This window comes from Bradyrhizobium sp. 191, from assembly GCF_023100985.1.
Lineage (GTDB): Bacteria > Pseudomonadota > Alphaproteobacteria > Rhizobiales > Xanthobacteraceae > Bradyrhizobium > Bradyrhizobium diversitatis.
In genome coordinates, this window is the sequence record NZ_CP064692.1 from 3679273 (window position 1) to 3701933 (window position 22661).

The following is a 22661-nucleotide window of genomic DNA, read 5'->3' on the forward strand; positions in this document are numbered from 1 at the left end:
ATTTGGCAAGGTGATGTTTAGGACAGGAAGACTGTCTCAATTTTGCGTGCGGTTCCGGCACAGGGATTGCAGCGAAAACCGGTGCTCTCGAGCGTCGGCAAGGTACCAGGCAAAGCCGTTCTCGGGGACGAAGAGCGCCTAGGCCTGAATTTAAGAAAATGCGGCTCGCAGCGGACGAGCGGTGGCCCAGGAGCGGGTGCCGCGGGACACCCAAGGTGCGCCGAAGTTGGCGGTGAGGCAGCTTGCCGCATGGAGAGGACAGAGCAATGAACGGGTCGCAATTCGAGCGCGCAAACATCGTGGCAGAAGAGCTGTCGGCGACGGTCGCCTCGAAAACGACCGACCCGATTCAGGAACACAATTCGCGTCCCAAAGCCGAGGGGCTCTACGATCCGAGCCTTGAGAAGGATTCCTGCGGTGTCGGCTTCATCGCCAACATCAAGGGCAAGAAGTCGCACGAGATCGTCTCGGACGCGCTGAGCATCCTCTGCAACCTCGAGCATCGCGGCGCCGTCGGTGCCGACCCGCGCGCCGGCGACGGCGCCGGCATCCTGGTGCAGATCCCGCACGCCTTCTTCAGCCGCAAGGCCAAGGAGCTCGGCTTTGCGCTGCCGGGTCCCGGTGAATATGCCATCGGCGCGCTGTTCATGCCGCGCGACACCGCCTGGCGCAATGTCATCAAGAGCATCATCGCCGACCAGATCAGGGAAGAGGGCCTGACCCTGCTCGGCTGGCGCGACGTGCCGACCGACAATTCCTCGCTCGGCGTCACCGTGAAGCCGACCGAGCCCGCCTGCATGCAGGTGTTCATCGGCCGCAACGGCACCGCCAAGACCGAGGACGAGTTCGAGCGCCGGCTCTACATCCTGCGCAAGTCGATCTCGCAGGCGATCTACCAGCGCCGCGACCGCGGCCTTGCAGGCTATTATCCCTGCTCGATGTCCTGCCGCACCGTGATCTACAAGGGCATGTTCCTCGCCGACCAGCTCGGCAAGTACTATCCCGACCTGCACGAGCAGGATTTCGAGAGCGCGCTGGCGCTGGTGCACCAGCGCTTCTCGACCAACACCTTCCCGGCCTGGTCGCTGGCGCATCCCTACCGCATGATCGCGCATAACGGCGAGATCAACACGCTGCGCGGCAACGTCAACTGGATGGCAGCGCGGCAGGCCTCGGTGAGCTCCGAGCTGTATGGCAAGGACATCAACCGGCTCTGGCCGATCTCTTACGAAGGCCAGTCCGACACCGCCTGCTTCGATAACGCGCTCGAATTCCTGGTGCAGGGCGGCTACTCGCTGCCGCACGCAGTGATGATGATGATTCCGGAGGCGTGGGCCGGCAATCCGCTCATGGATGAGAAGCGCCGCGCCTTCTACGAATATCATGCCGCGCTGATGGAGCCGTGGGACGGCCCCGCCGCGATCGCCTTCACCGACGGCCGCCAGATCGGCGCCACGCTCGACCGCAACGGCCTCAGGCCCGCGCGCTATCTCGTCACCAAGGACGACCGCATCGTGATGGCGTCCGAGATGGGCGTGCTGACGATCCCCGAGGACCAGATCATCACCAAGTGGCGCCTGCAACCCGGCAAGATGCTGCTGGTTGACCTCGAACAGGGCCGCCTCATACCCGACGACGAGATCAAGGCCGAGCTCGCCAGGAGCCATCCCTACAAGGAATGGCTGGAGCGGACCCAGATCGTGCTGGAGGAGCTGCCGAAGGTTGCGACCACCGGCGTGCGCTCCAACCTGTCGCTGCTCGATCGCCAGCAGGCGTTCGGCTACAGCCAGGAAGACATCACCGTCCTGATGACGCCGATGGCCGCCACCGGCGAGGAAGCCGCGGGCTCGATGGGCAACGACACGCCGATCTCGGCGCTGTCGGACAAGGCCAAGCCGCTGTTCACCTATTTCAAGCAGAACTTCGCGCAGGTCACCAACCCGCCGATCGACCCGATCCGCGAGGAGCTGGTGATGAGCCTCGTCTCGATCATCGGACCGCGGCCGAACCTGTTCGACCTCCAGGGCATGGCCACGACCAAGCGCCTCGAAGTGCGCCAGCCGATCCTGACCGATGCGGATCTGGAAAAGATCCGCTCGATCTCGGAAGTGGCCGAGTCGCATTTCAAGTCGCGCACGCTGGACACCACCTTCCACGCCGGGCTCGGCGCGGCCGGCATGGACCAGGTGCTCGACGAGCTCTGCGCGCGCGCTGAAAGCGCCGTGCGCGAGGGCGTCAACATCATCATCCTGTCCGACCGCATGGTCGGAACCGACCGGGTGCCGATCCCGGCACTGCTGGCCTGCGCCGCCGTGCATCATCACCTGATCCGCGTCGGACTGCGCACCTCGGTCGGCCTCGTCGTCGAATCCGGCGAGCCGCGCGAAGTGCATCATTTCGCCTGCCTCGCAGGCTACGGCGCCGAAGCGATCAATCCCTATCTCGCGTTCGAAACCATCATCGCGATGAAGGACCGCCTGCCCGGCTCGCTCGACGACTATGAGATCGTCAAGCGCTACATCAAGTCGATCGGCAAGGGCCTGCTCAAGGTGATGTCCAAGATGGGCATCTCGACCTACCAGTCCTATTGCGGCGCGCAGATCTTCGATGCCGTCGGCCTCAAGGCCGACTTCGTCGGCAAGTTCTTCGCCGGCACGCATACCCGCGTCGAAGGCGTGGGTCTGGCCGAAATCGCGGAAGAGGCGGTGCGGCGCCATGCCGACGCGTTCGGCGAGGCGCTCGTCTACAAGAGCGCGCTCGATGTCGGCGGCGAATACGCCTATCGCAGCCGCGGCGAGGACCATGCCTGGACCGCCGAGTCGGTGTCGCTGCTCCAGCACGCCGCGCGCGGCAATTCGCAGGAGCGCTATCGCGCCTTCGCCAAGATCCTCAACGAGCAGTCGGAGCGGCTGCTGACGCTGCGCGGCCTGTTCCGGATCAAGAACGCGGAGGAAGAGAAGCGCAAGCCGGTGCCGCTCGACCAGGTCGAGCCGGCCAAGGACATCGTCAAGCGTTTCGCCACCGGTGCGATGAGCTTCGGCTCGATCTCGCGCGAGGCGCACACCACGCTCGCCATCGCCATGAACCGGATCGGCGGCAAGTCGAACACCGGCGAAGGCGGCGAGGAAGCCGACCGCTTCAAGCCGATGCCGAACGGCGATTCCATGCGCTCGGCGATCAAGCAGGTCGCCTCCGGCCGCTTCGGCGTCACCACGGAGTATCTGGTCAACTCCGACATGATGCAGATCAAGATGGCGCAAGGCGCCAAGCCCGGCGAAGGCGGCCAGCTGCCCGGCCACAAGGTCGACGCAACCATCGCCAGGGTCCGGCATTCGACGCCGGGCGTCGGCCTGATCTCGCCGCCGCCGCATCACGACATCTACTCGATCGAGGACCTGGCGCAGCTCATCTACGACCTCAAGAACGTCAACCCGACGGGCGACGTCTCGGTCAAGCTCGTCTCCGAGATCGGCGTCGGCACGGTGGCCGCGGGCGTTGCCAAGGCGCGCGCCGACCATGTCACCATCGCGGGCTTCGAGGGCGGCACCGGCGCTTCGCCGCTGACCTCGATTAAGCACGCCGGATCGCCGTGGGAGATCGGCCTCGCCGAAACCCATCAGACGCTGGTGCGCGAACGGCTGCGCAGCCGCATCGTGGTCCAGGTCGACGGCGGCTTCCGCACCGGCCGTGACGTCGTGATCGGCGCGCTGCTGGGCGCCGACGAGTTCGGCTTTGCCACTGCGCCCTTGATCGCGGCCGGCTGCATCATGATGCGCAAGTGCCATCTCAACACCTGCCCGGTCGGCGTCGCGACGCAGGACCCCGTCCTGCGCAAGCGCTTCACCGGCCAGCCCGAGCACGTGATCAACTACTTCTTCTTCGTTGCCGAGGAAGTCCGCGAGATCATGGCAAGCCTCGGCTTCCGCACCTTCAACGAGATGGTCGGCCAGGTGCAGCTGCTCGACCAGACCAAGCTGGTCGCGCATTGGAAGGCCAAGGGCCTCGATTTCTCCAAGCTCTTCGTCAAGCAGAAGGAAGAGAAGGGCCAGAAGATCTATCACTCCGAGCGCCAGAACCATCATCTGGAGGCGGTGCTCGACCGCACGCTGATCGAGCGGGCACAGCCCGCGCTCGACCGCGGCGCGCCGGTGAAGATCGAGGCTGCGATCAACAGCACCAACCGCTCCGCCGGCGCCATGCTGTCGGGCGCGGTGGCCAAGATCTACGGCCATGCCGGCCTGCCGCACGACACGATCCATGTCAGCCTCAAGGGCACCGCCGGACAGGCCTTCGGCGCGTGGCTCGCCCACGGCGTCACCTTCGAGCTCGAGGGTGAAGGCAACGACTATGTCGGCAAGGGCCTCTCGGGCGGCAAGATCATCGTCAAGCCGCCGAAGAACTCCGCGATCGTGCCGGAAGAGAGCATCATCGTCGGCAACACCGTGATGTACGGCGCGATCGAGGGCGAATGCTACTTCCGCGGCATCGCCGGCGAACGTTTTGCCGTGCGTAACTCGGGCGCGGTCGCGGTGGTCGAAGGCGCGGGCGATCATTGCTGCGAATACATGACCGGCGGCATCGTGGTCGTGCTCGGCAAGACCGGGCGCAACTTCGCAGCCGGCATGTCCGGCGGCATTGCGTACGTGCTGGACGAGAGCGGCGACTTCGACCAGCTGTGCAACATGGCGATGGTCGAGCTCGAGCCGGTGCTGTCGGAGGAGATGATCAACGCCGACACCTATCACGCCGCGGGTGACCTCGAGGCGCACGGCCGGGTCGACGTGTTCAGGAACCTGCTCGCCTCCGACGTCGAGCGCCTGCACGTGCTGATCTCGCGCCATGCCAAGGCGACCGGTTCCAAGCGCGCCGCCGACATCCTTGCCAACTGGAAGGAATGGCTGCCCAAATTCCGCAAGGTGATGCCGGTCGAATACCGGCGCGCGCTGCGCGAGATGGCCGCCAACGCGGACGCCGAGCCGAAAATCGCGATCGGGGCGTAATAAAAGCCCTCATGGTGAGGAGCGCGATAGCTGCGTCTCGAACCATGAGGTCACCATGTGGGCCTCCATCCTTCGAGACGCGGCGCGACAGAGCGCCGCTCCTCAGGATGAGGAATGAGAGAACAAACGAATTTAAGCGGCAGGGACTTCGGGTTTAATGGGCAAGATCACGGGTTTTCTGGAAATCGAACGGCACGACCGCAAATACACTCCGGTCGCCGAGCGCGTGAAGCATTACAAGGAATTCGTCGTTCCTCTCTCCGAGAAGGAGCTGCGCGACCAGGCCGCGCGCTGCATGAATTGCGGCATCCCCTATTGCCACGGCACCGGCTCGGTGGCGCCCGGCACGCCCGGCTGCCCGGTCAACAACCAGATCCCGGACTGGAACGACCTCGTCTACCAGGGCAATTGGGAAGAGGCCTCGCGCAACCTGCACTCCACCAACAATTTCCCGGAGTTCACGGGGCGCATTTGTCCTGCGCCGTGCGAGGCGTCCTGCACGCTCAACATCGATGACAACCCCGTCACCATCAAGACCATCGAATGCGCGATCGTCGACCGCGCCTGGGACAATGGCTGGCTGAAGCCGGAAGTGGCGACTGAAAAGACCGGCAAGAAGGTCGCGGTGATCGGCTCGGGTCCCGCCGGCATGGCCTGCGCGCAGCAGCTCGCCCGCGCCGGCCATGACGTGCATCTGTTCGAGAAGTACGCCAAGGCCGGCGGCCTGCTGCGTTACGGCATCCCCGACTTCAAGATGGAGAAGAGCGTCATCGACCGCCGTGTGGCGCAGATGGAAGCCGAAGGCGTCACCTTCCACTACAACAGCCATGTCGGCGCGGAGGGCAATGTCGATCCGCGCGAGATGCTCAACGAGTACGACGCGGTGGCGTTGACCGGCGGCGCCGAAGCCCCGCGCGACCTGCCGATCCCCGGCCGCGAGCTGTCGGGCATCCACTACGCCATGGACTTCCTGCCGCAACAGAACCGCCGCGTCTCCGAGGAGCCGCTCGGCGGCGTCCAGGAGATTCTGGCCGGCGGCAAGCATGTCGTCGTCATCGGCGGCGGCGACACGGGAAGCGACTGCATCGGCACCTCGCTGCGCCAGGGCGCGCTCTCGGTGACCCAGCTCGAGATCATGCCCGCGCCGCCCGAGCGCGAGAACAAGGGCCTGACCTGGCCGAACTGGCCGCTGAAGATGCGCACCTCCTCCAGCCAGGCCGAAGGCGCGATCCGCGAATACGCCGTGCTGACCCAGAAGTTCACGGGCGAGAACGGCAAGGTCAAGAAACTGCACTGCGTGCGCGTCGACGACAAGTTCAAGCCGATTGCCGGCACCGAGTTCGAACTCGACGCCGAGCTTGTCCTGCTCGCGATGGGCTTCGTCCACCCCGTGCACGAAGGCCTGCTCAAGCTGCTCGCGGTCGACCTCGACCCGCGCGGCAACGTCAAGGCCAACACGCTCGACTACCAGACCTCACGCCCGAACGTGTTCACCGCCGGCGACATGCGGCGCGGGCAATCGCTGGTGGTCTGGGCGATCCGCGAGGGCCGGCTGTGCGCGCGCTCGATCGATACGTTTTTGATGGGGAAGACGGATCTGCCGCGTTAGCTGCTGCGCTCGGCTGCCGGCTTCAAACGATGCTGTCATCGTCCGCGAAGGCGGACGATCCAGTATTCCACAAACCCGCGTTCGAGAGCACACACTCACCACATCCGGTGCAGCGTACTGGATGCCCGCTTTCGCGGGCATGACGACGGAGTGATGGTGAGAGCGCCATCAACTAACCCGCATCCACTCGAACGCGATCCGCCCCTAATTCTGCAGCCTCACTCCGACCAGCATCACCGTCCCCTGCGAGCTCGACCCGGCCTGGTTCGAATCCAGGATGTCGTGGCGCAGCGTGCCCTTGATCCAGATGTTGCGGTTGAGCTTGTAGATCAAATTGCCTTCGAGCGAGTAGGTCTTGTCGTTGCGATTCTGGCCCTGGTAGTCGTAGGTGCCGTAGGTGAACTTGCCGACCGCCGTGAGCCAGCGGCGGAAGTCGTGGTCGACTTCGGCGGCGTAGGTGCGCACCAGGACGCCGGAGGACCCGGGGATCGTGGTCTCGTTGATCTGCGTGTCGGTGAAGAATTTCACCGTGGTGAGGCCGCTGGCGTTCCAGATCAGGGAGCCCGTGGTGAGGAAGCCCGCGAGCTGGCTGAGGCGCGGGTCGGTGTAGTTGCGCGCGGAATAGCCGACCGAGATCTCGCCGATGAGGATGCGCGAGAACTCGAAGGACGAGCCGACCTTGGCATAGCCGCCATTCGAGTCGCGGAAGTAGCCGTTGCGGTCGGCGGCCTGGTCGTGGACGCGTGTGTCGCCCTCGATTTCGACGAACGGCTTCAGGCCCGGCTTGAGATCATAGGAGAAGCGCCCGACGCCGCCATACTGGTTGAAGTCGCGGTCGGTGTTGGGGAAGACCGAGCCATCGGTGAGTTTCGAATCCGTGTAGGCCGTGCGATCGATCGTGGCGCCGGCGGCGACCTGGAAGCGATTGAAGGTCTGGTCGAAGCCGATGGTGGTGCCGTAAGTGGCATAGACCGGGTATTTCTGCAGGCCGGCCTGCACGTTCGGGCTGCCGGGATTGTCGGTGGCGAGCCGCAGGCGCAGCTGCGAGAGAAGCTTGAAGTCGCGGGTGACATCGAGCCGGCCATCGACATGGCCGGTGAAATCGGGACGGTTGGCCTCGACCGGCGACGGCGAGGCGAGGCCGTTGATCGTCGCCGGCATGTCGTTGGTGTAGCCCGAGAACGAGCCGCGCAGATCGGCGACCAGCGCATGGCGCTCCCAATCGGACACCACGAGCAGATCGGGCGCGATCACATAGGCCGGCGAACCGACAGGCTTGTTGAGGCGCGTCGGATTGGTGTCGTAGCCGGCGGAGAGCTCGAGCCCGCCCTTGATCAGGAAACTGCCGGCATAATCGCCGACGGCACCGAACGGATCCTCATCGGCCCTGAGGCGGCGCCGCAACGGCTGCCCGGGCACGTTGCCCGCCATCGCCGGCGGCACCGGGACCTTGTGCGCGGTCTCGGACGGCGGCGGCGCGATACGCGGTGGTCCCAACGTCGCGACCGGCGTGGCTGGTGGCACCGGTGAGCCTGGACCGACAGGGCGCTTCGGCTTCGGTTGGCCAGGATAGAGCTTTGGCTGCTGCCGCTTGCGGTTCAGCGAATCGTAGCCGGAGCTGCTCGCGCCGCCGGCGGCGGGCAGGCCGTAGGTCGGGACCTGACCGATACGCGAGGTCGCCGGCGTCTCGCGGGCCTTGCGCGGATCGGCATTGGGATCGGGCAGCGTCGGCAATGCATCCGATGGCGCCTGCGGCACGCCCGCCGTACGGCGCGTCGGCAACGTGTCGGGCGAGGCAAAGCCGCCGCGGTTGGGATTGAACAGGTCGGGCGTGAGGCTTTGGGCGGCCGCCGGGGCGCTTCCGAGGGCCGTCAGCGCAAGGCATGGCAAAGTCGCGCGCAGGAAATGCGCGCGTTTGCTCCGGCCAGTGCCTGGAGACGACCCCACGATAGAACAACCTCAACGAAATCAAATACTTCCACGATCGCCCCGGCCGGCCGGCAGGAACCATCGTTAATGGAGTTAAAACAATTATGGTTAATGACCCGTTGAGGGTGTCGGAGCGGTCGTCGCCTCGCTTGTCGGGGCGTGCTAAGCAGGCGCCAACGGGCGAACGCCCCTCCTCCCTGGACCAGACTATGCCGAGTTCGAAACCGCTGATGACCGCATCATCCGGCCCCATCCCCGACAGCGTCGAATCCGCGCTCCGCACGCTGGAAACCGAGAGCGGCGGCATCAACGCGCTCGCCGCAGCCCTGCGCGGCCCACTGGGCGCGACCTTCGCGAAGGTCGTCGACCTGATCCGCAACGCCAAGGGCCGCGTCATCGTCACCGGGCTCGGCAAGTCCGGACACATGGGCCGCAAGATCGCGGCGACGCTGGCCTCGACCGGCACGCCCGCCTTCTTCGTGCACGCCGCCGAAGCCGGCCATGGCGACCTCGGCATGATCACCACCGACGACGTCATCATGGCGCTGTCCTGGTCCGGCGAGCAGCCGGAGATGAAGAACCTCGTGAACTATTCGGCGCGCTTTGCGATTCCCATGATCGCGGTGACCTCGAACGCGTCGTCGTCGCTCGGCCAAGCTGCCGATCTCGTGATCGAGCTGCCGAAGGCGCGCGAGGCCTGCCCGCACAATCTGGCGCCGACCACCTCGACGCTGATGCAGGCCGCGATCGGCGACGCGATCGCGATTGCGCTGCTCGAAGGCCGCGGCTTCACTGCGCTGGAATTCGCGCATTTCCACCCCGGCGGCAAGCTGGGCGCGATGCTGAAATTCGTTCGCGACTACATGCGCACCGGCGCGGAGATTCCGGTCAAGCCCGAAGGCACCAATATGTCGGAGGCTGTGGTCGAGATGTCGGCCAAGGGGCTCGGCTGCGTCTGCATCGTCAACGCTGCGGGCGAGGCCGTGGGCATCATCACCGATGGCGATCTGCGCCGCCACATGCGGCCCGACCTTTTGACGGTGACGGTCGATGAGATCATGACGAAGCAGCCCAAATCCGTGCCGCCCTCGATGCTCGCGACCGAGATGATCGAGGTGCTGAACACCCGCAAGATCACGACGCTGCTGGTGACGGAGGCGGGCAAGGTGGTCGGCATCGTGCATCTGCACGACCTGCTGCGCGCGGGGGTGGCTTAAGGCGCGCGCACTCTCCACGGAGTCATTCCGGGGCGATGCAAAGCATCGAACCCGGAATCTCGAGATTCCGGGTTCACGCTTCGCGCGCCCCGGAATGACAGCGAGGATGTGGCTCGCAATGACGGCGGTTAGAGCGCAGCGGGAAACCGCGCCGCGTTCTCCTCCAGGGGCAGTCGCAGCCCGTTCGCCAGATACGATACCGTGCGATAAAAGCCGCAGAGCAACATGATCTCCAGGATCTGCGCCTCGTCGTAGTGCACCGACAGCGCGGTGAACTCGGCGTCACTCAACGTCGCGCGGTGATGTAGCGCGTCCACGGCCACGATCAGCGCCTGCTCGGCAGGCGACCAGCACGACGACGTCGCATCGCCCTTGACCGTTGCACGCACTTCATCGGCGGTGAGCTTCGCCGGCCCGGCAAAGATCGCGACATGCACGCCCCATTCGTATTCGCACCTGGTCAGCGCGCAGGTGCGGTCGATGACGATCTCGCGTTGGCGCAAGGACAGCGGACCGGGATCAAGCAGGCCGCCGGCGCGAAACTTGTCCCAGGCACGGCCGTGACCCGCGATCACCCGGAACAGCATCAGCGGCGGCGCGCCGCGCATGATGCGGTCGAACTGCGCCTGGATCTCCGGGGGATAAGGCGGCGCGAGCGGGGCGATGCGCGGTGCGGCTTCGGACATCGCAGCAGACATGGGCCGGCTCCTGTGCTACATTTATAGTAGCAGTACGCTACATTATTTGTAGCACGACGCAAGGGGCGACGATGGCGAAACAGGCCGGCTCGAAGACCCGCAGCGTCCGCGGCTCGCGCACCGGGCGGCCGATCATGGCGCTGCTCGACCTGCTCGGCCGGCGCTGGACTTTGCGGATATTGTGGGAGTTGCGGGAACAGCCCCTCAGCTCGCGCGCGCTGCGCAAGGCCTGCGACGAGGCTTCGCCGACGGTGCTGCAAGCGCGGCTGACGGAGCTGCGCGAGGCTGGGTTCGTGGAGTTGGGTGACGGCGGCGGTTACGGGCTGACGCTGCTGGGGCGGGACTTGTGCGAGACATTCATGCCGCTGCACAGGTTTGCGGAGAGGTGGAAGAACTGTTCCCCCTCTCCCCGCTTGCGGGGAGAGGGTCGGGGTGAGGGGGAGCCTCCGCGCAAACGGTGAAAGATGGACTCGCGGAGAGTCCCCCTCACCCGGATTGCATCTGCGATGCAATCCGGCCTCTCCCCGCGCGCGGGGAGAGGCGAAGAATCCTCACGCCGCAGCGACCGTCAGATTGGCACCGTCGACCTGCACCACCTTAACCCGCGTGCCCGCCGGCGTATCCGGGCCGGCGACGCGCCACACCGTGTCTCCGATGCGCATGGTGCCCGAGCCGTCGATGATCGGCTTCTCCAGCGTGAACTCGCGCCCGAGCAGCGCTTCGCTGCGCTTGTTGAGGAAGGGGCTCGCGCTCGCGTCCGGCTTCGGCCTGGCAAGGCGGCGCCACACCGGCACCGCGGCGGCGGCGAAGATCGCGAACATCACGAGCTGGATCTGCCAGGACATGCCGATCGCGAACGAGATCAGCCCGACCAGCAGCGCAGCCAGTCCGAGCCAGAACAGGAAGATGCCCGGCGCCAGCACCTCCAGCGCCATCAGGAGAAAGCCGAGAATCAGCCAGTTCCAGGTGCCGAGCGAGACGAACATGTCGATCATGATACGGCCTCTGTGGGTAATGCCGTCATTGCGGCGGCACGGTCGGCGGCGTCGGACGAGACGACGGCACCGAGCCACGGCGGGCGGCCGCGGACACCGCGCCTTCGCCGAACGTCGCCTTGGCGATCTCGCCGATGCCGGCGAGCGAGCCCAGCATGCTCATCGCTTCGACCGGAAGCATGATGACCTTCTGATTCGGCGAGTCCGCCAGCTGCCCGAACGCCTTGATATATTTGTCGGCGATGAAATAGTTCAATGCGGCGACGTCGCCCTTGGAAATCGCTTCGCTGACCATCTGGGTGGCCTTCGCCTCGGCCTCCGCCGAACGCTCGCGTGCCTCGGCGTCGCGGAACGCCGCCTCCTTGCGGCCTTCCGCCTGGAGGATCTGGCCCTGCTTGGCGCCCTCGGCGCGCAGGATCTCGGACTGGCGCTGGCCTTCGGCGGCGAGGATGTCGGCGCGCTTGACCCGCTCGGCCTTCATTTGCCGGCCCATGGCCTCGACCAGATCAGCAGGAGGCACGATGTCCTTGATCTCGATGCGGTTGACCTTGACGCCCCAGGGCGAGACCGCGGCGTCGACGACGCGCAAGAGGCGCTCGTTGATCTCGTCGCGATGCGACAGCACCTGGTCGAGGTCCATCGAGCCCATCACCGACCGGATGTTGGTCATGGTGAGGACCGTGATCCCCTGGTTGAGATTGGCGACCTCGTAGCTCGCCTTTGCGGCATCGAACACCTGGTAGAAGGCGACGCCGTCCACCGTCACGGTGGCGTTGTCCTTGGTGATCACCTCCTGCTCGGGAATGTCGATCACCTGCTCCATCATGTTGATCTTGCGCCCGACGCGATCGAAATAGGGCACGATCAGATTGAGGCCGGGGCTCAACGTCTGCGTGTATTTGCCGAACCGCTCGATGGTCCAGTCATAGCCCTGCGGCACCGTCTTCACGCCGGCCACCAGCGTGACGATGACGAGCAACACCAGAACAATAGCGAAAATGTCGAAACCGCTCATATCTCCTCCAAGCCGGGAAAAAGCCCTTTCCGGCGCTGTCATTGGTCGGCATCACGATCCTACCGGTTCAGCGGTCGCGCGTAACGTCGATATCGGTGCGATTCTGCACAAGTGGCGCGGAGAGGGAATGCTCGCGATATGTATTTGCGACAGGCTCTTGAAAGCGAGCGGCGCCCACCCACCGACACATATCAACACATCCGGCCATGCCGTCCGCAGCGGGCGGCGTCATTCGATGACGTCGTTCGCGATTGCCAAGAGGCCTTCGGAAAGCGTCACGCCAAGCTCTTTGGCCGTCTTTAGGTTGATCGCCAGTTCGAACTTGGTGGGGTTCTGGACCGGGAGGTCGGCCGCCTGCGCACCCCTGAAGATGCGGTCGATGTAGTCCGCCGCACGCCGGAGCTGCTCGGCGCTGTCGGTGCTGTAGGACATCAGCCCGCCCTCGCCGACGAAGGTCCGGCTCCAGAATACCGCAGGCACGCGCGCCTGTGCGATCACCGAGAGCAGCTGCGCGCGGTTGGCCATGGTGAAGAAATCCGGCAGGACCAGGATGGCGCCGTCCTTCCGCGAAGCCAGCGCCTCGATCGAGGCGGCGTCATGGACCGGCGCGGGCTCGACCGTCACGTGCAACGTCCGTGCGGCATCCTCGATGGTGCGGAGCATCAGGGGCGCGAACGGCGCGGTGGCGGGATTGTAGACGACGAGCACGCGGCGGACGGGTGGCGTGACCTGGGTCAGCATCTCCAGCCATTTGCCGGCGAGCGGACCGTCATAATCGGTGAAGCCGGTGATGTTGCCGCCGGGATGGGCGAGATTTTCGACAAAGCCCTGGCTGACGGGATCGGTGACGACGGCGAACACGATCGGGATCGTCGTTGTGCGCCGGCGCAGCTCCTCCACCGAGGGCGTGCCAATCGCGAGCAGGATGTCGGGCTTGAGCGCGATCAGCTCGTCCGCAAGCTGCGCGATGCGCGCGCGGTCGCCGCCGCCGCTGCGCCGGTCGATCTTGAGGTTGTCGCGCTCCTTCCAGCCAAGGCCGGCGAGCGCCTCGACCAGGATCGTGCTGCGCGCCCGCCCGATCGCGTCATCGGCGGCCGTGACCGAGAGCACGCCGAGCCGCCGCGCCGCGTTCGGCGGCTGCGCCAGTGCCGGGGCCGGCAGCGCCACGATCATCCCGAGAAGCGCCAGGAACTCACGGCGGTTCATGGGGCGCCCATCAGATCCAGCCCTGTAGCTCACGCAGCACCAGGGTGCGGATCACGTCCATGCCAGGTTCGCTATCGTTGAGGCACGGGATCGCGGAAAACTGCTCGCCGCCATTGTGCTTGAAGATCTCGGCGTTCTCCTGCGCGATCTCCTCCAGCGTCTCCAGGCAGTCCGCGGAAAATCCCGGCGTCACCACCGCGATGCGGCGCACGCCTTCCTTGGCGAGACGCTCCATGGTCTTGTCGGTGTAGGGCTGGAGCCACTCGTCATTGCCGAAGCGCGACTGGAAGGTCAGCAGCAGCTTCGTGTCGTCCATGCCGAGCCGGCGGCGCAGCGCCTCTGTCGTGGCAATGCAGTGCTGCTGGTAGGGATCGCCCTTCTCGACATAGGATTTCGGCATGCCGTGGAAGGACGCCACGATCAGCTCCGGCTTGAAGGACAGCGTCGCCAGGTGCGCCTCGATCGAGGTCGCTAGCGCCTCGATATAGGCGGCGTCGTCATAATAGGGCGGCGTCACCCGCAGCGTCGGCTGGTTGCGCAAGCGGGCCAGCACGCGGAAGACTTCGTCGCAGACGGTCGCCGAGGTCGAGGCGGAATATTGCGGATAGAGCGGCACGGCGAGAATGCGCTCGCACCCCTTCGCGATCAGCGCGTCGATGCCCGATTTGATCGAGGGATTGCCGTAGCGCATCGCCCAGTCGACAACGACGTGGCCGCGGTCCGACAAGGCTGCTGCGAGCTTGTCGCTTTGCGAGCGCGTGATGGTTTTCAGCGGCGACTCGTTCCGCTCGGTGTTCCAGATCTTCTGGTAGTCCAACGCCTTGGTGCGGGGACGGCTGCGCAGGATGATCCCGTTCAGCACCAGCTTCCAGATCAGGCCCTGGTCCTCGATGACGCGGGCGTCACTGAGGAACTCCTTGAGGTAGACCCGTACGCCCGGTGCATCGGCGGTGTCAGGCGTTCCGAGATTGACCAGGAGCACGCCAACGCGCGGCAAGGTGGATCGGGTGGCCGGTCTCGTGGTCTCGATGGGGACGACACTGGTCATGGCTCTGTGGGTCGCGCGTTGGTCCGAACTTGTCAAGATGAGCCGGGGTTCGCTAGGGTCGCACCCAAGCGGGGGGAGGCAAGATGACGCTCGCGGAATGGTGCGTGTTCGGAGCGCTGCTGCTGTATCTGGCAACGATTGCCTCGGTCAAATGGATCAGGTTTCGCCGCTTCGACAATTCCCGGCCGCGCGATCCCGCCTTTTATGAGGACGCCCTCTCGCAGCGCGCACTCGGGGCGCATCAGAACGGCATCGAGACCTTTCCGTTCTTCGCCTTCGCGGTGCTGCTTGCCGAATACCGGGACTCGCCGCAGCGCCTGATCGACGAGCTCGCGGCGCTGTTCCTGATCGTGCGCCTCGCCTATGTGCTGACCTATCTCGGCAACCGCCCGACCCTGCGCTCGATCCTCTGGAGCATCGGCTTTGCGATCAACCTCGGGATCTTCTTCATGCCGGCCTTGAAGCGGTTCCTGCCGGTGTGAGGCGGCGTCACACCGCCAAATGACGCTCGCGCGTCCCGATCAGCGCCCGCATCGATGCCGGGATCGTGACCGGACGATGGGTGTTTTGGTCCGTGTAGACCCAGACGATCTCGCCGGTCACCAGCGCGTCGGCGCCGATCTTGCGGAAGATGGCGAGTTCGAAGACGAGGCTCGAATTGCCGATCCGCGCCACGCGCGCGCCGACGTCGAGCTCCCAGTCGAAGCGGACCGGCGCCTTGTACTCGATCAGCGATTTGACGACGTGAAAATCGATGCCGCTCGCCTGAGCATCCGCATATTGGTCATAGCCCAGCGCGCGGAAATATTCGGTAATGGTGGTGTCGAAATAGGTCAGGTAATGCGCGTTGAAGACGACACCCTGGCCGTCGATCTCGGAATAGCGCACCCGGAATGGGTGGAAGAACCAGAAATCTTCGCGCGACATGGTATCCCCCGAGACGTTCTTGTTTGGTTTGATGATGTGAATAGCGGACCGGAGGGAGTTCGCAAAGGTGCCATGGCCAGGATGGTCCATCCTCGTCATTGCGAGGAGCCCTTGCGACGAAGCAATCCAGACTGCCGCTGCAGAGACACTCTGGATTGCTTCGCTACGCTCGCAATGACGGAGCAAGGTGTAGACTGTCGTGTCCAGCTAGCGCCGCGAACCGCAGGCGCGTCCTCAAAAACACGTCGTCCGTTCGGCGGCGATGTAGCCGAACAGCAGGCCGACACCGAACAGCAGCACGAGGCCGGCGGCGCCGAATTCGATGCCGCGCATGAAGAGCGCACCGCCGCCGTCGCGCCCGGCGCTGAGGCGGGCGGCGATATCCTTCGCGGAGACGGCGACGATCGCGATGGCCGCGACCGTGATCGCGGTGCCGAGACCCATCAGGAAGGTTGCGGCGACGCCGGCCCAGAACAGGCCCTGGGCCAGTGCGAACACCAGGACCAGGATCGCACCCGAGCACGGGCGGATGCCGACGGTCAGGATCGCAGCGAACCCGCGCCGCCAGCCGCCGGGGCCGGCGAGCTCGCCGGGGGTGGGGCCGTGGGAGTGGCCGCAATGCTCGTCGTGGACGTGACCATGGCCGTAGTCATGGTGAGCGTGGCTGTGGTCATGGTGGTGATCATGCCCGTGATCGTGGTCATTATGAGCATGGGCCTCACGATGATGGTGATGATCGTGATCATGATGGTGCGGCACGCCCGCAATCGCCGGCACCGGCTGGGCGGCCTGAAGCGCGCGGATGAAAGTGCCGCCCTTGACCCACACCAGGCGCAGGCCGAACAGCGCGATCAGGGCGTAGCTCGCGATCTCGATCACCCCTTCCGCCTTGCACATGGTCTTTGCGGTCGCATTCAGGATCCAGGCCGAAATGCCGACGATGAGGATCGCCACCAGCGACTGCATCAGGGCGGAGGCAAAGGACAGCGCAATGCCGCGCCGCGCGGTCTCGCGGTTGGCGACCAGGTAGGAGGCGATCACCGCCTTGCCGTGGCCGGGACCGGCGGCGTGAAAGATGCCATAGGCAAACGAGATGAACAGCAGCGTCCATACCGCCGATCCGTCCGATTTCGCGGCCCGGATGGTCGCCGACATCTGCCGATAGAATTCCGACTGCTTTGCCAGCAGCCAGCCGATGACGCCGCCGGCTTCAGGCTCGGCCGCCTGCGCCGGCCGTGGCGCGCCGAACGGATTTTGCGCGAGCAGATCATGGAGCGCGGCATCGGCCATGCCCACGACCAGCAGAACGGCGGTGCAGGCGAGCAGCCCGCGCGCGAGCGGAGAGAGTTGCGGCTTCAAGGGCAATCCACCGTGATCTTGTTGGCGAACATCATGCCGAAATTCGAGTTCTCGCCGTTCAGGAAGGTCTGCTCGTTCAGCTTCTGCGCGCTCGCGGTGCCGTCGTTCGGTCGCTCCAGCTTCATCTGGCAGCCCGCGGGCGCGCCGACCAGCTTGACCGGATTGTCCTTGGCCATCTGGAAGTCGATGAAGAAGGAACGGTCGAATACTTCGAGCACCAGTTGCCTCGGCTTGACCGGGTTCTTCAGCGGCAGCGTGAAGTGCAGGGTCAGCACCGTGTCCTTGTAGTCGAGGAAGTAGTCGACCGGCTCCTGGAATCTCTCCTTCTTGCCGTCGGCTCGCGCAAAGGTGAAGTAGGCGTATTCCTTCAGCGACTCGACATTGGTCTGCGCCAGCGACGTCAGCTCCTCGCGCGTATAGGCGCCCTTGGTCTTGCTCTCGAGCCCCTGCACCGCATAGGCCGAGAACATGTCGTCGAAGGTCCAGGCATGGCGCACGCCGGTGATGCTACCGTCGGCAGCATAGAGCAATTCGCTGGTCGCGGTGATCCAGACATGCGGATGCGCCTGCGCCGTGCCTGCCGCGAGAGATAGGACGGCGGCGAGCAGGCATCCGAACAGGGCGCGCATGCTCATCAGGCCGCCTTGGCGTCGTCGAGCAGACCGCGCCGGCGGAGCAACGCGTCGGGCTCGGGCGGGCGGCCGCGGAAGGCCTCGTAGGCGGCTTCGGGATCGACCGATCCGCCGCTCGAATAGATGTCGTCGTGCAGGCGCTTGGCGACGGCGGGGTCAAAGATGTCCCCGGCCTCCTCGAAGGCGCCGAAGGCATCGGCGTCCATCACCTCCGACCACATGTAGCTGTAATAGCCCGCGGCATAATGATCGCCGGTGAAGATGTGGCCGAACTGCGTCGGCCGGTGCCGCAGCGCGATCTCCTCGGGCATCCCGATCTTCTCCAGCTCGCGCCGCTCGAAGGCGCGGACATCCTGCGCGGCGGCGGCCGGCTGGGTGTGGAATTCGAGGTCGACCAGCGCCGAGGAGACGAACTCGACCGTGGCAAAGCCCTGGTTGAATTTTCGCGCGGCAAGGAACCGTTGCAGCAGCTCGTCCGGCAGCGGCTCGCCGGTCTGGTAATGGCGGGCGAACTTCTGCAGCACCTCGGGCCGCTCCTGCCAGTGCTCGTAGAGCTGGGAGGGCAGCTCGACGAAGTCGGTGAACACGGAGGTGCCCGACAGCGAGGGGTAGGTCACGTTGGAGAGCATGCCGTGCAGGCCGTGGCCGAACTCGTGGAACAGGGTGCGGGCATCGTCGGGCGACAGCAGCGAAGGCTCGCCGCCGGCGCCCTTGGCAAAATTACAGATGTTGAGAACGAGCGGCGCGACATCGCCGTCGAGCTTCTGCTGGTCGCGCAGCGAGGTCATCCAGGCGCCGGAGCGCTTCGAGGGCCGGGCGAAGTAGTCGCCATAGAACAACGCCTTGTGCTTGCCGTCCCTGCCCTTCATCTCCCAGACCCGGACGTCCGGGTGCCAGACCGGAACATCCTTGCGTTCCTCGAAAGTGACGCCGAACAGGCGCGTGGCGCAGTCGAATGCGGCGGCGATCATGTTGTCGAGCGCAAGATAAGGCTTGATCGCGGCGTCGTCGAAATTGGCGCGCTGAAGACGCAGCTTCTCGGCATAGAAGCGCCAGTCCCAGGGCGCGAGCTTGAAATTGCCGCCCTCTTCCGTGATCAGCGCCTGCATCTCGTCGCGGTCCGCGAGCGCGCGGGCCCGCGCCGGCTTCCACACCCGCTCCAACAGGCTCCGCACCGCATCCGGCGTCTTGGCCATGGAGTCCTCGAGCCGGTAGGCGGCATAGGTCGGGTAGCCCAGGAGCCTGGCGCTCTCCTCACGCAGCTTCAGGATCTCGACGATGGTCGCGTTGTTGTCGTTGGCGTTGCCGTTGTCGCCGCGCGCGATGAAGGCCTTGTAGACCTTCTCGCGGAGGTCACGCCGCGCCGAGCTCTTCAGGAACTGCTCGACCGAGGAGCGCGACAGCGTGACGATGGCCTTGCCTTCCATGCCGCGCTCTTCTGCCGCAGCCTTGGCGCTGGCGACAAAGCTCTCCGGCAGGCCCTGGCGGTCGGCCTCCGCCAACTCCATGAACCACTCCTGCTCGTCCCCGAGCAGATGGTGGCTGAAGCCGGTGCCGAGCTGGGCCAGCCTCTCGTTGATCTCGGCCATCCGCGCCTTGGCCTCCTCCGAGAGACCGGCGCCGGAGCGGTGGAAGCGGGTGTAGGTGCGCTCGAGCAGGCGAAGCTGCTCGGGCGTGAGCCCAAGATCGGCGCGGTTCTCGTGCAGCTGGGCAATGCGGCCGAACAGCACGGCGTTCATCATGATCGGATTCCAGTGCCGCGCCATCCGCAAGGAGACCTCCTTGTCGATCTCCAGGATGGCCGGGTTGGAATGCGCCGAGACGAGGTCGTAGAAGACCGCCGCGACCTTGCTCAGCAGCTTGCCCGAGCGCTCCAGCGCCGTGATGGTGTTGGCGAAGTCGGGCACCGCCGGATCGTTGATGATCGCCGCGATCTCGGCGGAGTGGTCGGCGAAGGCCTGCTCGAACGCCGGGAGGAAGTGCTCCGGCTTGATCTCGTCGAAGGGCGGGGTCGCAAACGGCGTCGTCCAGGCCTTCAGCAGCGGGTTGGTCTCGGCGTCCGTAGTTTGGCGGGTTTCTGACATCACAAGTCCCGAATTCGTGGCTCGATTGTTGCGGCCAGCTATAGCACGCGATGGGGCTTTTTTGGGCCATTTGCCCTTGCTCCCGGCCACCTTTTCGGGGAGATTGCGCCCCTTCGAAGCTACGGATCCTGAGCTCATGAACGCGCCTTCCTCATCTTCCCGTCAGATCGCCTGGCCGAGCGTCATCACCGTCATCAGCGCCGCCATCCTGATCGGCGCCGAGGTGTTCGGCGCGGCCTTTGCCGGCGGCTGGGCGCTCGCGATCCTGTTCGGGCTCGGCGACCAGGGCGCCCACATCCTCCAGGCCGTGCTGTTCGCACTCGGCGTGCTGGTGATGACCGCGTTCATCCGCGGAGCGCAGCGCGTCGAGCCGTTCACGAAGCGCGGCTGACGCTCACGCGCGACAGACACGCGCGCTGCACGAAGAAGCTTAACGCGCGTTCATCTTCCGCGTCGCTCGCGCAACACTGCGCAAGCAGATGTTAGGCAATTCGGTTGCCAGCCTAAAAAAATTCTTGCGAAGCAGAGTCAAAACGCTTATGTGCGGATTTGCCCAATTTCGCACGTGCCTGTGGTCGTGTGTCAGTCGGTAGGTATCCGGACAAGAGGCCGGACAGCCGCCAAGGGGTGAAGAAGCCGAGGGGCTCTTCGGAAGTGCAGAAGTCGAAAGACCCAACGTCGCAAGACGAGGTCAGACGACGGAGCAAACCCGGAGCGCCCAGCATCTCTCTCAAAGAGGTGCCATGTCGAAGGTGACTTTACTCTTTGCAACCGTGACTGGCAGCCGGAGGCGAACCGGCGCACCCCGCTCTCAACGGGGGACGCGACTTAAAGCAACGACGGATCGGGCTTTTTTGGTCTCTACCGGCAGTCCAACGCCGGCGCGGGCTACTGAAAAGGCTTGTCCTTCATTGCCAGGTGTGCGGGCGGGAACACTCCCAACCAATCCACGGCAGCACAGTCTGGTTTGAGTCTTGTGGCTTCGTCGCGCCTCCATCGCGCGATCCGGCCAGAGCACTCCTATCCGACGTCATGTTTTGAACGGGCCCGTCGCTGGGCCGTTTGGAGAGTGCCATGACCGAACGTATCCAGGAATTCCTGCGCAACCGCCGCAAGGATGGCCTCGACACCGAGCCGTGCCTCGTCGTCGACCTCGAAGTCGTGCGCGACAATTATCAGAGCTTCGCCAAGGCGCTGCCGGACAGCCGCGTGTTCTACGCCGTCAAGGCGAACCCGGCGCCGGAAGTGCTGGCCCTGCTCGCCTCCATGGGCTCCTGCTTCGACACCGCGACCGTCGCCGAGATCGAGATGGCGCTGGCCGCAGGTGCGACGCCCGACCGCATCTCCTTCGGCAACACGATCAAGAAGGAGCGCGACATCGCGCGCGCCTTCGCGCTCGGCATCCGGCTGTTCGCCGTTGACTGCGCCGCCGAAGTCGAGAAGGTCGCCCGTGCCGCCCCCGGCGCGAAGGTGTTCTGCCGCATCCTCTATGACTGCGCCGGCGCCGAGTGGCCGCTGTCGCGGAAGTTCGGCTGCGACCCGGAGATGGCTGTCGAGGTGCTCGACCTCGCCAAGCGCCAGGGGCTGGAGCCGTGCGGCATCTCGTTCCATGTCGGCTCGCAGCAGCGCAAGGTGAAGGCGTGGGACCGTGCGCTGGCGATGGCCTCGCAGGTGTTCCGCGACTGCGCCGAGCGCGGCATCAACCTGTCCATGGTCAACATGGGCGGCGGCTTCCCGACCAGGTACCTGAAGGACGTGCCGCCGGTGGTGACCTACGGCCGCTCGATCTTCCGCGCGCTGCGCAAGCACTTCGGCAACCAGATCCCGGAGACCATCATCGAGCCGGGACGCGGCATGGTGGGCAATGCCGGCATCATCGAATCCGAGGTCGTGCTCATCTCGAAGAAGAGCGACGAGGACGAGGTCCGCTGGGTGTATCTCGACATCGGCAAGTTCGGCGGTCTCGCCGAGACCATGGACGAGTCGATCCGCTACGCCATCCGCACCCGTCACGACGGCGCGGACATGACGCCGTGCGTGCTCGCAGGTCCGACCTGCGACAGCGCCGACGTGCTGTACGAGAAGAACCCGTATCCGCTTCCCGTCACGCTCGAGATCGGCGACAAGGTGCTGATCGAAGGCACCGGGGCCTATACGTCGACCTACTCGTCGGTGGCGTTCAACGGTATCCCGCCGCTGAGGACGTATCACATCTGATCCGCCTCTCTGTTCCAGAGGCCTGACGAACCCGGGAGCCGGTCCGCCGGCTCCTTTCCTGACATTGCCATTCTGACGACGCGCGAATCCGCGTGCCCCTGGCGCACGGATTCGAGCGGGGACTGACGTGCCATGACTGCTCCTCGGAAGACACAGATCGCCCTCACCTCGAAAGCCGCTCCGTTCGTGATCCGTGCGGAACGTGCTGGAGACGTCGCGATGCGTGAGGCGCTGCTCGATGCCTGCTTTGGCGAGACCCGCCACGGCCGCACTTGCCAGCGCCTGCGCGACGGGCGCGCACCTGCCGCCGGCCTCGCGCTGGCCGCCGTGCGCGAGGGCAAGCTCGTGGGAACCGTGCGGCTGTGGCATGTCAGCGCCGGAGGCAGGCCCGCTCTGGTCCTCGGACCGCTGGCGGTGGACCCTGCCTGCCGCGAGCTCGGGATCGGCGCCGCGCTGATGCATCAAGCGCTGGCCGCCGCCCGGGCGCGCGGGCATGCCGCCGTGATCCTGCTCGGCGACGCGCCCTATTACGCCCGCTTCGGGTTCTCGGCGGAGAAGACCGGCGAGCTCTCGCTGCCCGGCCCGTTCGAGCGCGACCGCCTGCTGGCGGTCGAATTCACCGATGGCGCGCTCGATGGCGCCGAAGGGATGATCGTCCCGACCGGCGCGGCCCTGCCCAAACGGAGGGCGGTTCGCGCACCTGAGGCGCACGCGGCCTGAGGGAT

The 22661-nt window shown here is 65.5% G+C and carries 18 protein-coding genes; 8 read left to right on the top strand and 10 right to left on the bottom strand.

The window, feature by feature from the left end; all coding sequences use genetic code 11:
- Nucleotides 1–266: 266 nt before the first annotated feature.
- Entirely contained in the window at nt 267–5000 is a 4734-nt protein-coding gene (gltB, locus tag IVB23_RS17050) for a glutamate synthase large subunit (RefSeq protein WP_247804396.1), read from the top strand.
- 157 nt (nt 5001–5157) lie between these two features.
- Nucleotides 5158–6609 carry a glutamate synthase subunit beta gene (locus IVB23_RS17055; RefSeq protein WP_247804397.1) on the top strand — a complete coding sequence of 484 codons (1452 nt, stop codon included), beginning with the start codon at nt 5158–5160 and terminating at the stop codon, nt 6607–6609.
- A 204-nt stretch (nt 6610–6813) separates the two neighbouring features.
- Here the strand turns inward: IVB23_RS17055 and IVB23_RS17060 are convergent, their stop codons facing one another.
- Nucleotides 6814–8556, bottom strand: coding sequence for an outer membrane beta-barrel protein (locus tag IVB23_RS17060; RefSeq protein WP_247804398.1), 1743 nt, complete (start codon nt 8554–8556; stop codon nt 6814–6816).
- Between the two features lie 191 nt (nt 8557–8747).
- Between IVB23_RS17060 and IVB23_RS17065 the strand changes: the two genes are divergently transcribed.
- On the top strand, nt 8748–9755 hold the full coding sequence (locus IVB23_RS17065) for a KpsF/GutQ family sugar-phosphate isomerase (protein WP_247804399.1): 1008 nt from the start codon (nt 8748–8750) through the stop codon (nt 9753–9755).
- Nucleotides 9756–9883: 128 nt separating this feature from the next.
- Here the strand turns inward: IVB23_RS17065 and IVB23_RS17070 are convergent, their stop codons facing one another.
- Entirely contained in the window at nt 9884–10441 is a 558-nt protein-coding gene (locus IVB23_RS17070) for a carboxymuconolactone decarboxylase family protein (protein ID WP_247804920.1), read from the bottom strand.
- An 83-nt stretch (nt 10442–10524) separates the two neighbouring features.
- Here IVB23_RS17070 and IVB23_RS17075 point away from each other — a divergent pair, with 83 nt between their 5' ends.
- A complete protein-coding gene (locus tag IVB23_RS17075; protein ID WP_247804400.1) occupies nt 10525–10914 on the top strand; it encodes a winged helix-turn-helix transcriptional regulator in 390 nt (129 codons plus the stop codon).
- A gap of 90 nt (nt 10915–11004) precedes the next feature.
- Here the strand turns inward: IVB23_RS17075 and IVB23_RS17080 are convergent, their stop codons facing one another.
- The 4 genes from IVB23_RS17080 to hemH all read right to left on the bottom strand — a co-directional run bounded on the left by IVB23_RS17080 (nt 11005) and on the right by hemH (nt 14717).
- Complete coding sequence (locus IVB23_RS17080) at nt 11005–11448, bottom strand: NfeD family protein (RefSeq protein WP_247804401.1); 444 nt, start codon at nt 11446–11448, stop codon at nt 11005–11007.
- 25 nt (nt 11449–11473) lie between these two features.
- Nucleotides 11474–12463, bottom strand: a complete 990-nt coding sequence (locus tag IVB23_RS17085) for an SPFH domain-containing protein (protein WP_124163255.1) — start codon at nt 12461–12463, stop codon at nt 11474–11476.
- A 228-nt stretch (nt 12464–12691) separates the two neighbouring features.
- Nucleotides 12692–13669: an ABC transporter substrate-binding protein gene (locus IVB23_RS17090; protein ID WP_247804402.1), complete on the bottom strand. Its 978-nt coding sequence runs from the start codon at nt 13667–13669 to the stop codon at nt 12692–12694.
- Nucleotides 13670–13679: 10 nt separating this feature from the next.
- Complete coding sequence (gene hemH, locus IVB23_RS17095; RefSeq protein ID WP_247804403.1) at nt 13680–14717, bottom strand: ferrochelatase; 1038 nt, start codon at nt 14715–14717, stop codon at nt 13680–13682.
- Nucleotides 14718–14800: 83 nt separating this feature from the next.
- Between hemH and IVB23_RS17100 the strand changes: the two genes are divergently transcribed.
- Nucleotides 14801–15199: an MAPEG family protein gene (locus tag IVB23_RS17100; protein WP_194391378.1), complete on the top strand. Its 399-nt coding sequence runs from the start codon at nt 14801–14803 to the stop codon at nt 15197–15199.
- Nucleotides 15200–15206: 7 nt separating this feature from the next.
- On the opposite strand, the gene IVB23_RS17105 is transcribed toward IVB23_RS17100, so the two are convergent.
- The 4 genes from IVB23_RS17105 to IVB23_RS17120 form a co-directional block, all read right to left on the bottom strand.
- Nucleotides 15207–15644: a thioesterase family protein gene (locus IVB23_RS17105; RefSeq protein WP_247804404.1), complete on the bottom strand. Its 438-nt coding sequence runs from the start codon at nt 15642–15644 to the stop codon at nt 15207–15209.
- Nucleotides 15645–15878: 234 nt separating this feature from the next.
- Entirely contained in the window at nt 15879–17003 is a 1125-nt protein-coding gene (locus IVB23_RS17110; RefSeq protein ID WP_247804405.1) for a nickel/cobalt transporter, read from the bottom strand.
- Entirely contained in the window at nt 17000–17638 is a 639-nt protein-coding gene (locus tag IVB23_RS17115) for a DUF1007 family protein (RefSeq protein ID WP_247804406.1), read from the bottom strand. Before IVB23_RS17115 ends, IVB23_RS17110 begins: the two co-directional genes overlap by 4 nt.
- Nucleotides 17638–19719 carry a M3 family metallopeptidase gene (locus IVB23_RS17120; RefSeq protein ID WP_197966038.1) on the bottom strand — a complete coding sequence of 694 codons (2082 nt, stop codon included), beginning with the start codon at nt 19717–19719 and terminating at the stop codon, nt 17638–17640. The genes IVB23_RS17115 and IVB23_RS17120 overlap by 1 nt, the downstream gene beginning before the upstream one ends.
- A gap of 136 nt (nt 19720–19855) precedes the next feature.
- Between IVB23_RS17120 and IVB23_RS17125 the strand changes: the two genes are divergently transcribed.
- From IVB23_RS17125 to IVB23_RS17135, 3 genes are all read left to right on the top strand, one after another.
- Nucleotides 19856–20110 carry a hypothetical protein gene (locus IVB23_RS17125; RefSeq protein WP_028179193.1) on the top strand — a complete coding sequence of 85 codons (255 nt, stop codon included), beginning with the start codon at nt 19856–19858 and terminating at the stop codon, nt 20108–20110.
- 683 nt (nt 20111–20793) lie between these two features.
- Nucleotides 20794–21936 carry a type III PLP-dependent enzyme gene (locus tag IVB23_RS17130; protein ID WP_061879223.1) on the top strand — a complete coding sequence of 381 codons (1143 nt, stop codon included), beginning with the start codon at nt 20794–20796 and terminating at the stop codon, nt 21934–21936.
- 132 nt (nt 21937–22068) lie between these two features.
- Entirely contained in the window at nt 22069–22656 is a 588-nt protein-coding gene (locus IVB23_RS17135) for an N-acetyltransferase (protein ID WP_247804407.1), read from the top strand.
- The last annotated feature ends 5 nt before the right edge of the window (nt 22657–22661 follow it).

Bases quoted from the DNA above. Each gene is read 5' to 3' on its own strand.
- gltB (WP_247804396.1), top strand. From the start codon at position 267: ATGAACGGGTCGCAATTCGAGCGCGCAAACATCGTGGCAGAAGAGCTG.
- IVB23_RS17055 (WP_247804397.1), top strand. From the start codon at position 5,158: ATGGGCAAGATCACGGGTTTTCTGGAAATCGAACGGCACGACCGCAAA.
- IVB23_RS17065 (WP_247804399.1), top strand. From the start codon at position 8,748: ATGCCGAGTTCGAAACCGCTGATGACCGCATCATCCGGCCCCATCCCC.
- IVB23_RS17070 (WP_247804920.1), bottom strand. From the start codon at position 10,441: ATGTCCGAAGCCGCACCGCGCATCGCCCCGCTCGCGCCGCCTTATCCC.
- IVB23_RS17075 (WP_247804400.1), top strand. From the start codon at position 10,525: ATGGCGAAACAGGCCGGCTCGAAGACCCGCAGCGTCCGCGGCTCGCGC.
- IVB23_RS17080 (WP_247804401.1), bottom strand. From the start codon at position 11,448: ATGATCGACATGTTCGTCTCGCTCGGCACCTGGAACTGGCTGATTCTC.
- IVB23_RS17085 (WP_124163255.1), bottom strand. From the start codon at position 12,463: ATGAGCGGTTTCGACATTTTCGCTATTGTTCTGGTGTTGCTCGTCATC.
- IVB23_RS17090 (WP_247804402.1), bottom strand. From the start codon at position 13,669: ATGAACCGCCGTGAGTTCCTGGCGCTTCTCGGGATGATCGTGGCGCTG.
- hemH (WP_247804403.1), bottom strand. From the start codon at position 14,717: ATGACCAGTGTCGTCCCCATCGAGACCACGAGACCGGCCACCCGATCC.
- IVB23_RS17100 (WP_194391378.1), top strand. From the start codon at position 14,801: ATGACGCTCGCGGAATGGTGCGTGTTCGGAGCGCTGCTGCTGTATCTG.
- IVB23_RS17105 (WP_247804404.1), bottom strand. From the start codon at position 15,644: ATGTCGCGCGAAGATTTCTGGTTCTTCCACCCATTCCGGGTGCGCTAT.
- IVB23_RS17115 (WP_247804406.1), bottom strand. From the start codon at position 17,638: ATGAGCATGCGCGCCCTGTTCGGATGCCTGCTCGCCGCCGTCCTATCT.
- IVB23_RS17120 (WP_197966038.1), bottom strand. From the start codon at position 19,719: ATGTCAGAAACCCGCCAAACTACGGACGCCGAGACCAACCCGCTGCTG.
- IVB23_RS17125 (WP_028179193.1), top strand. From the start codon at position 19,856: ATGAACGCGCCTTCCTCATCTTCCCGTCAGATCGCCTGGCCGAGCGTC.
- IVB23_RS17130 (WP_061879223.1), top strand. From the start codon at position 20,794: ATGACCGAACGTATCCAGGAATTCCTGCGCAACCGCCGCAAGGATGGC.
- IVB23_RS17135 (WP_247804407.1), top strand. From the start codon at position 22,069: ATGACTGCTCCTCGGAAGACACAGATCGCCCTCACCTCGAAAGCCGCT.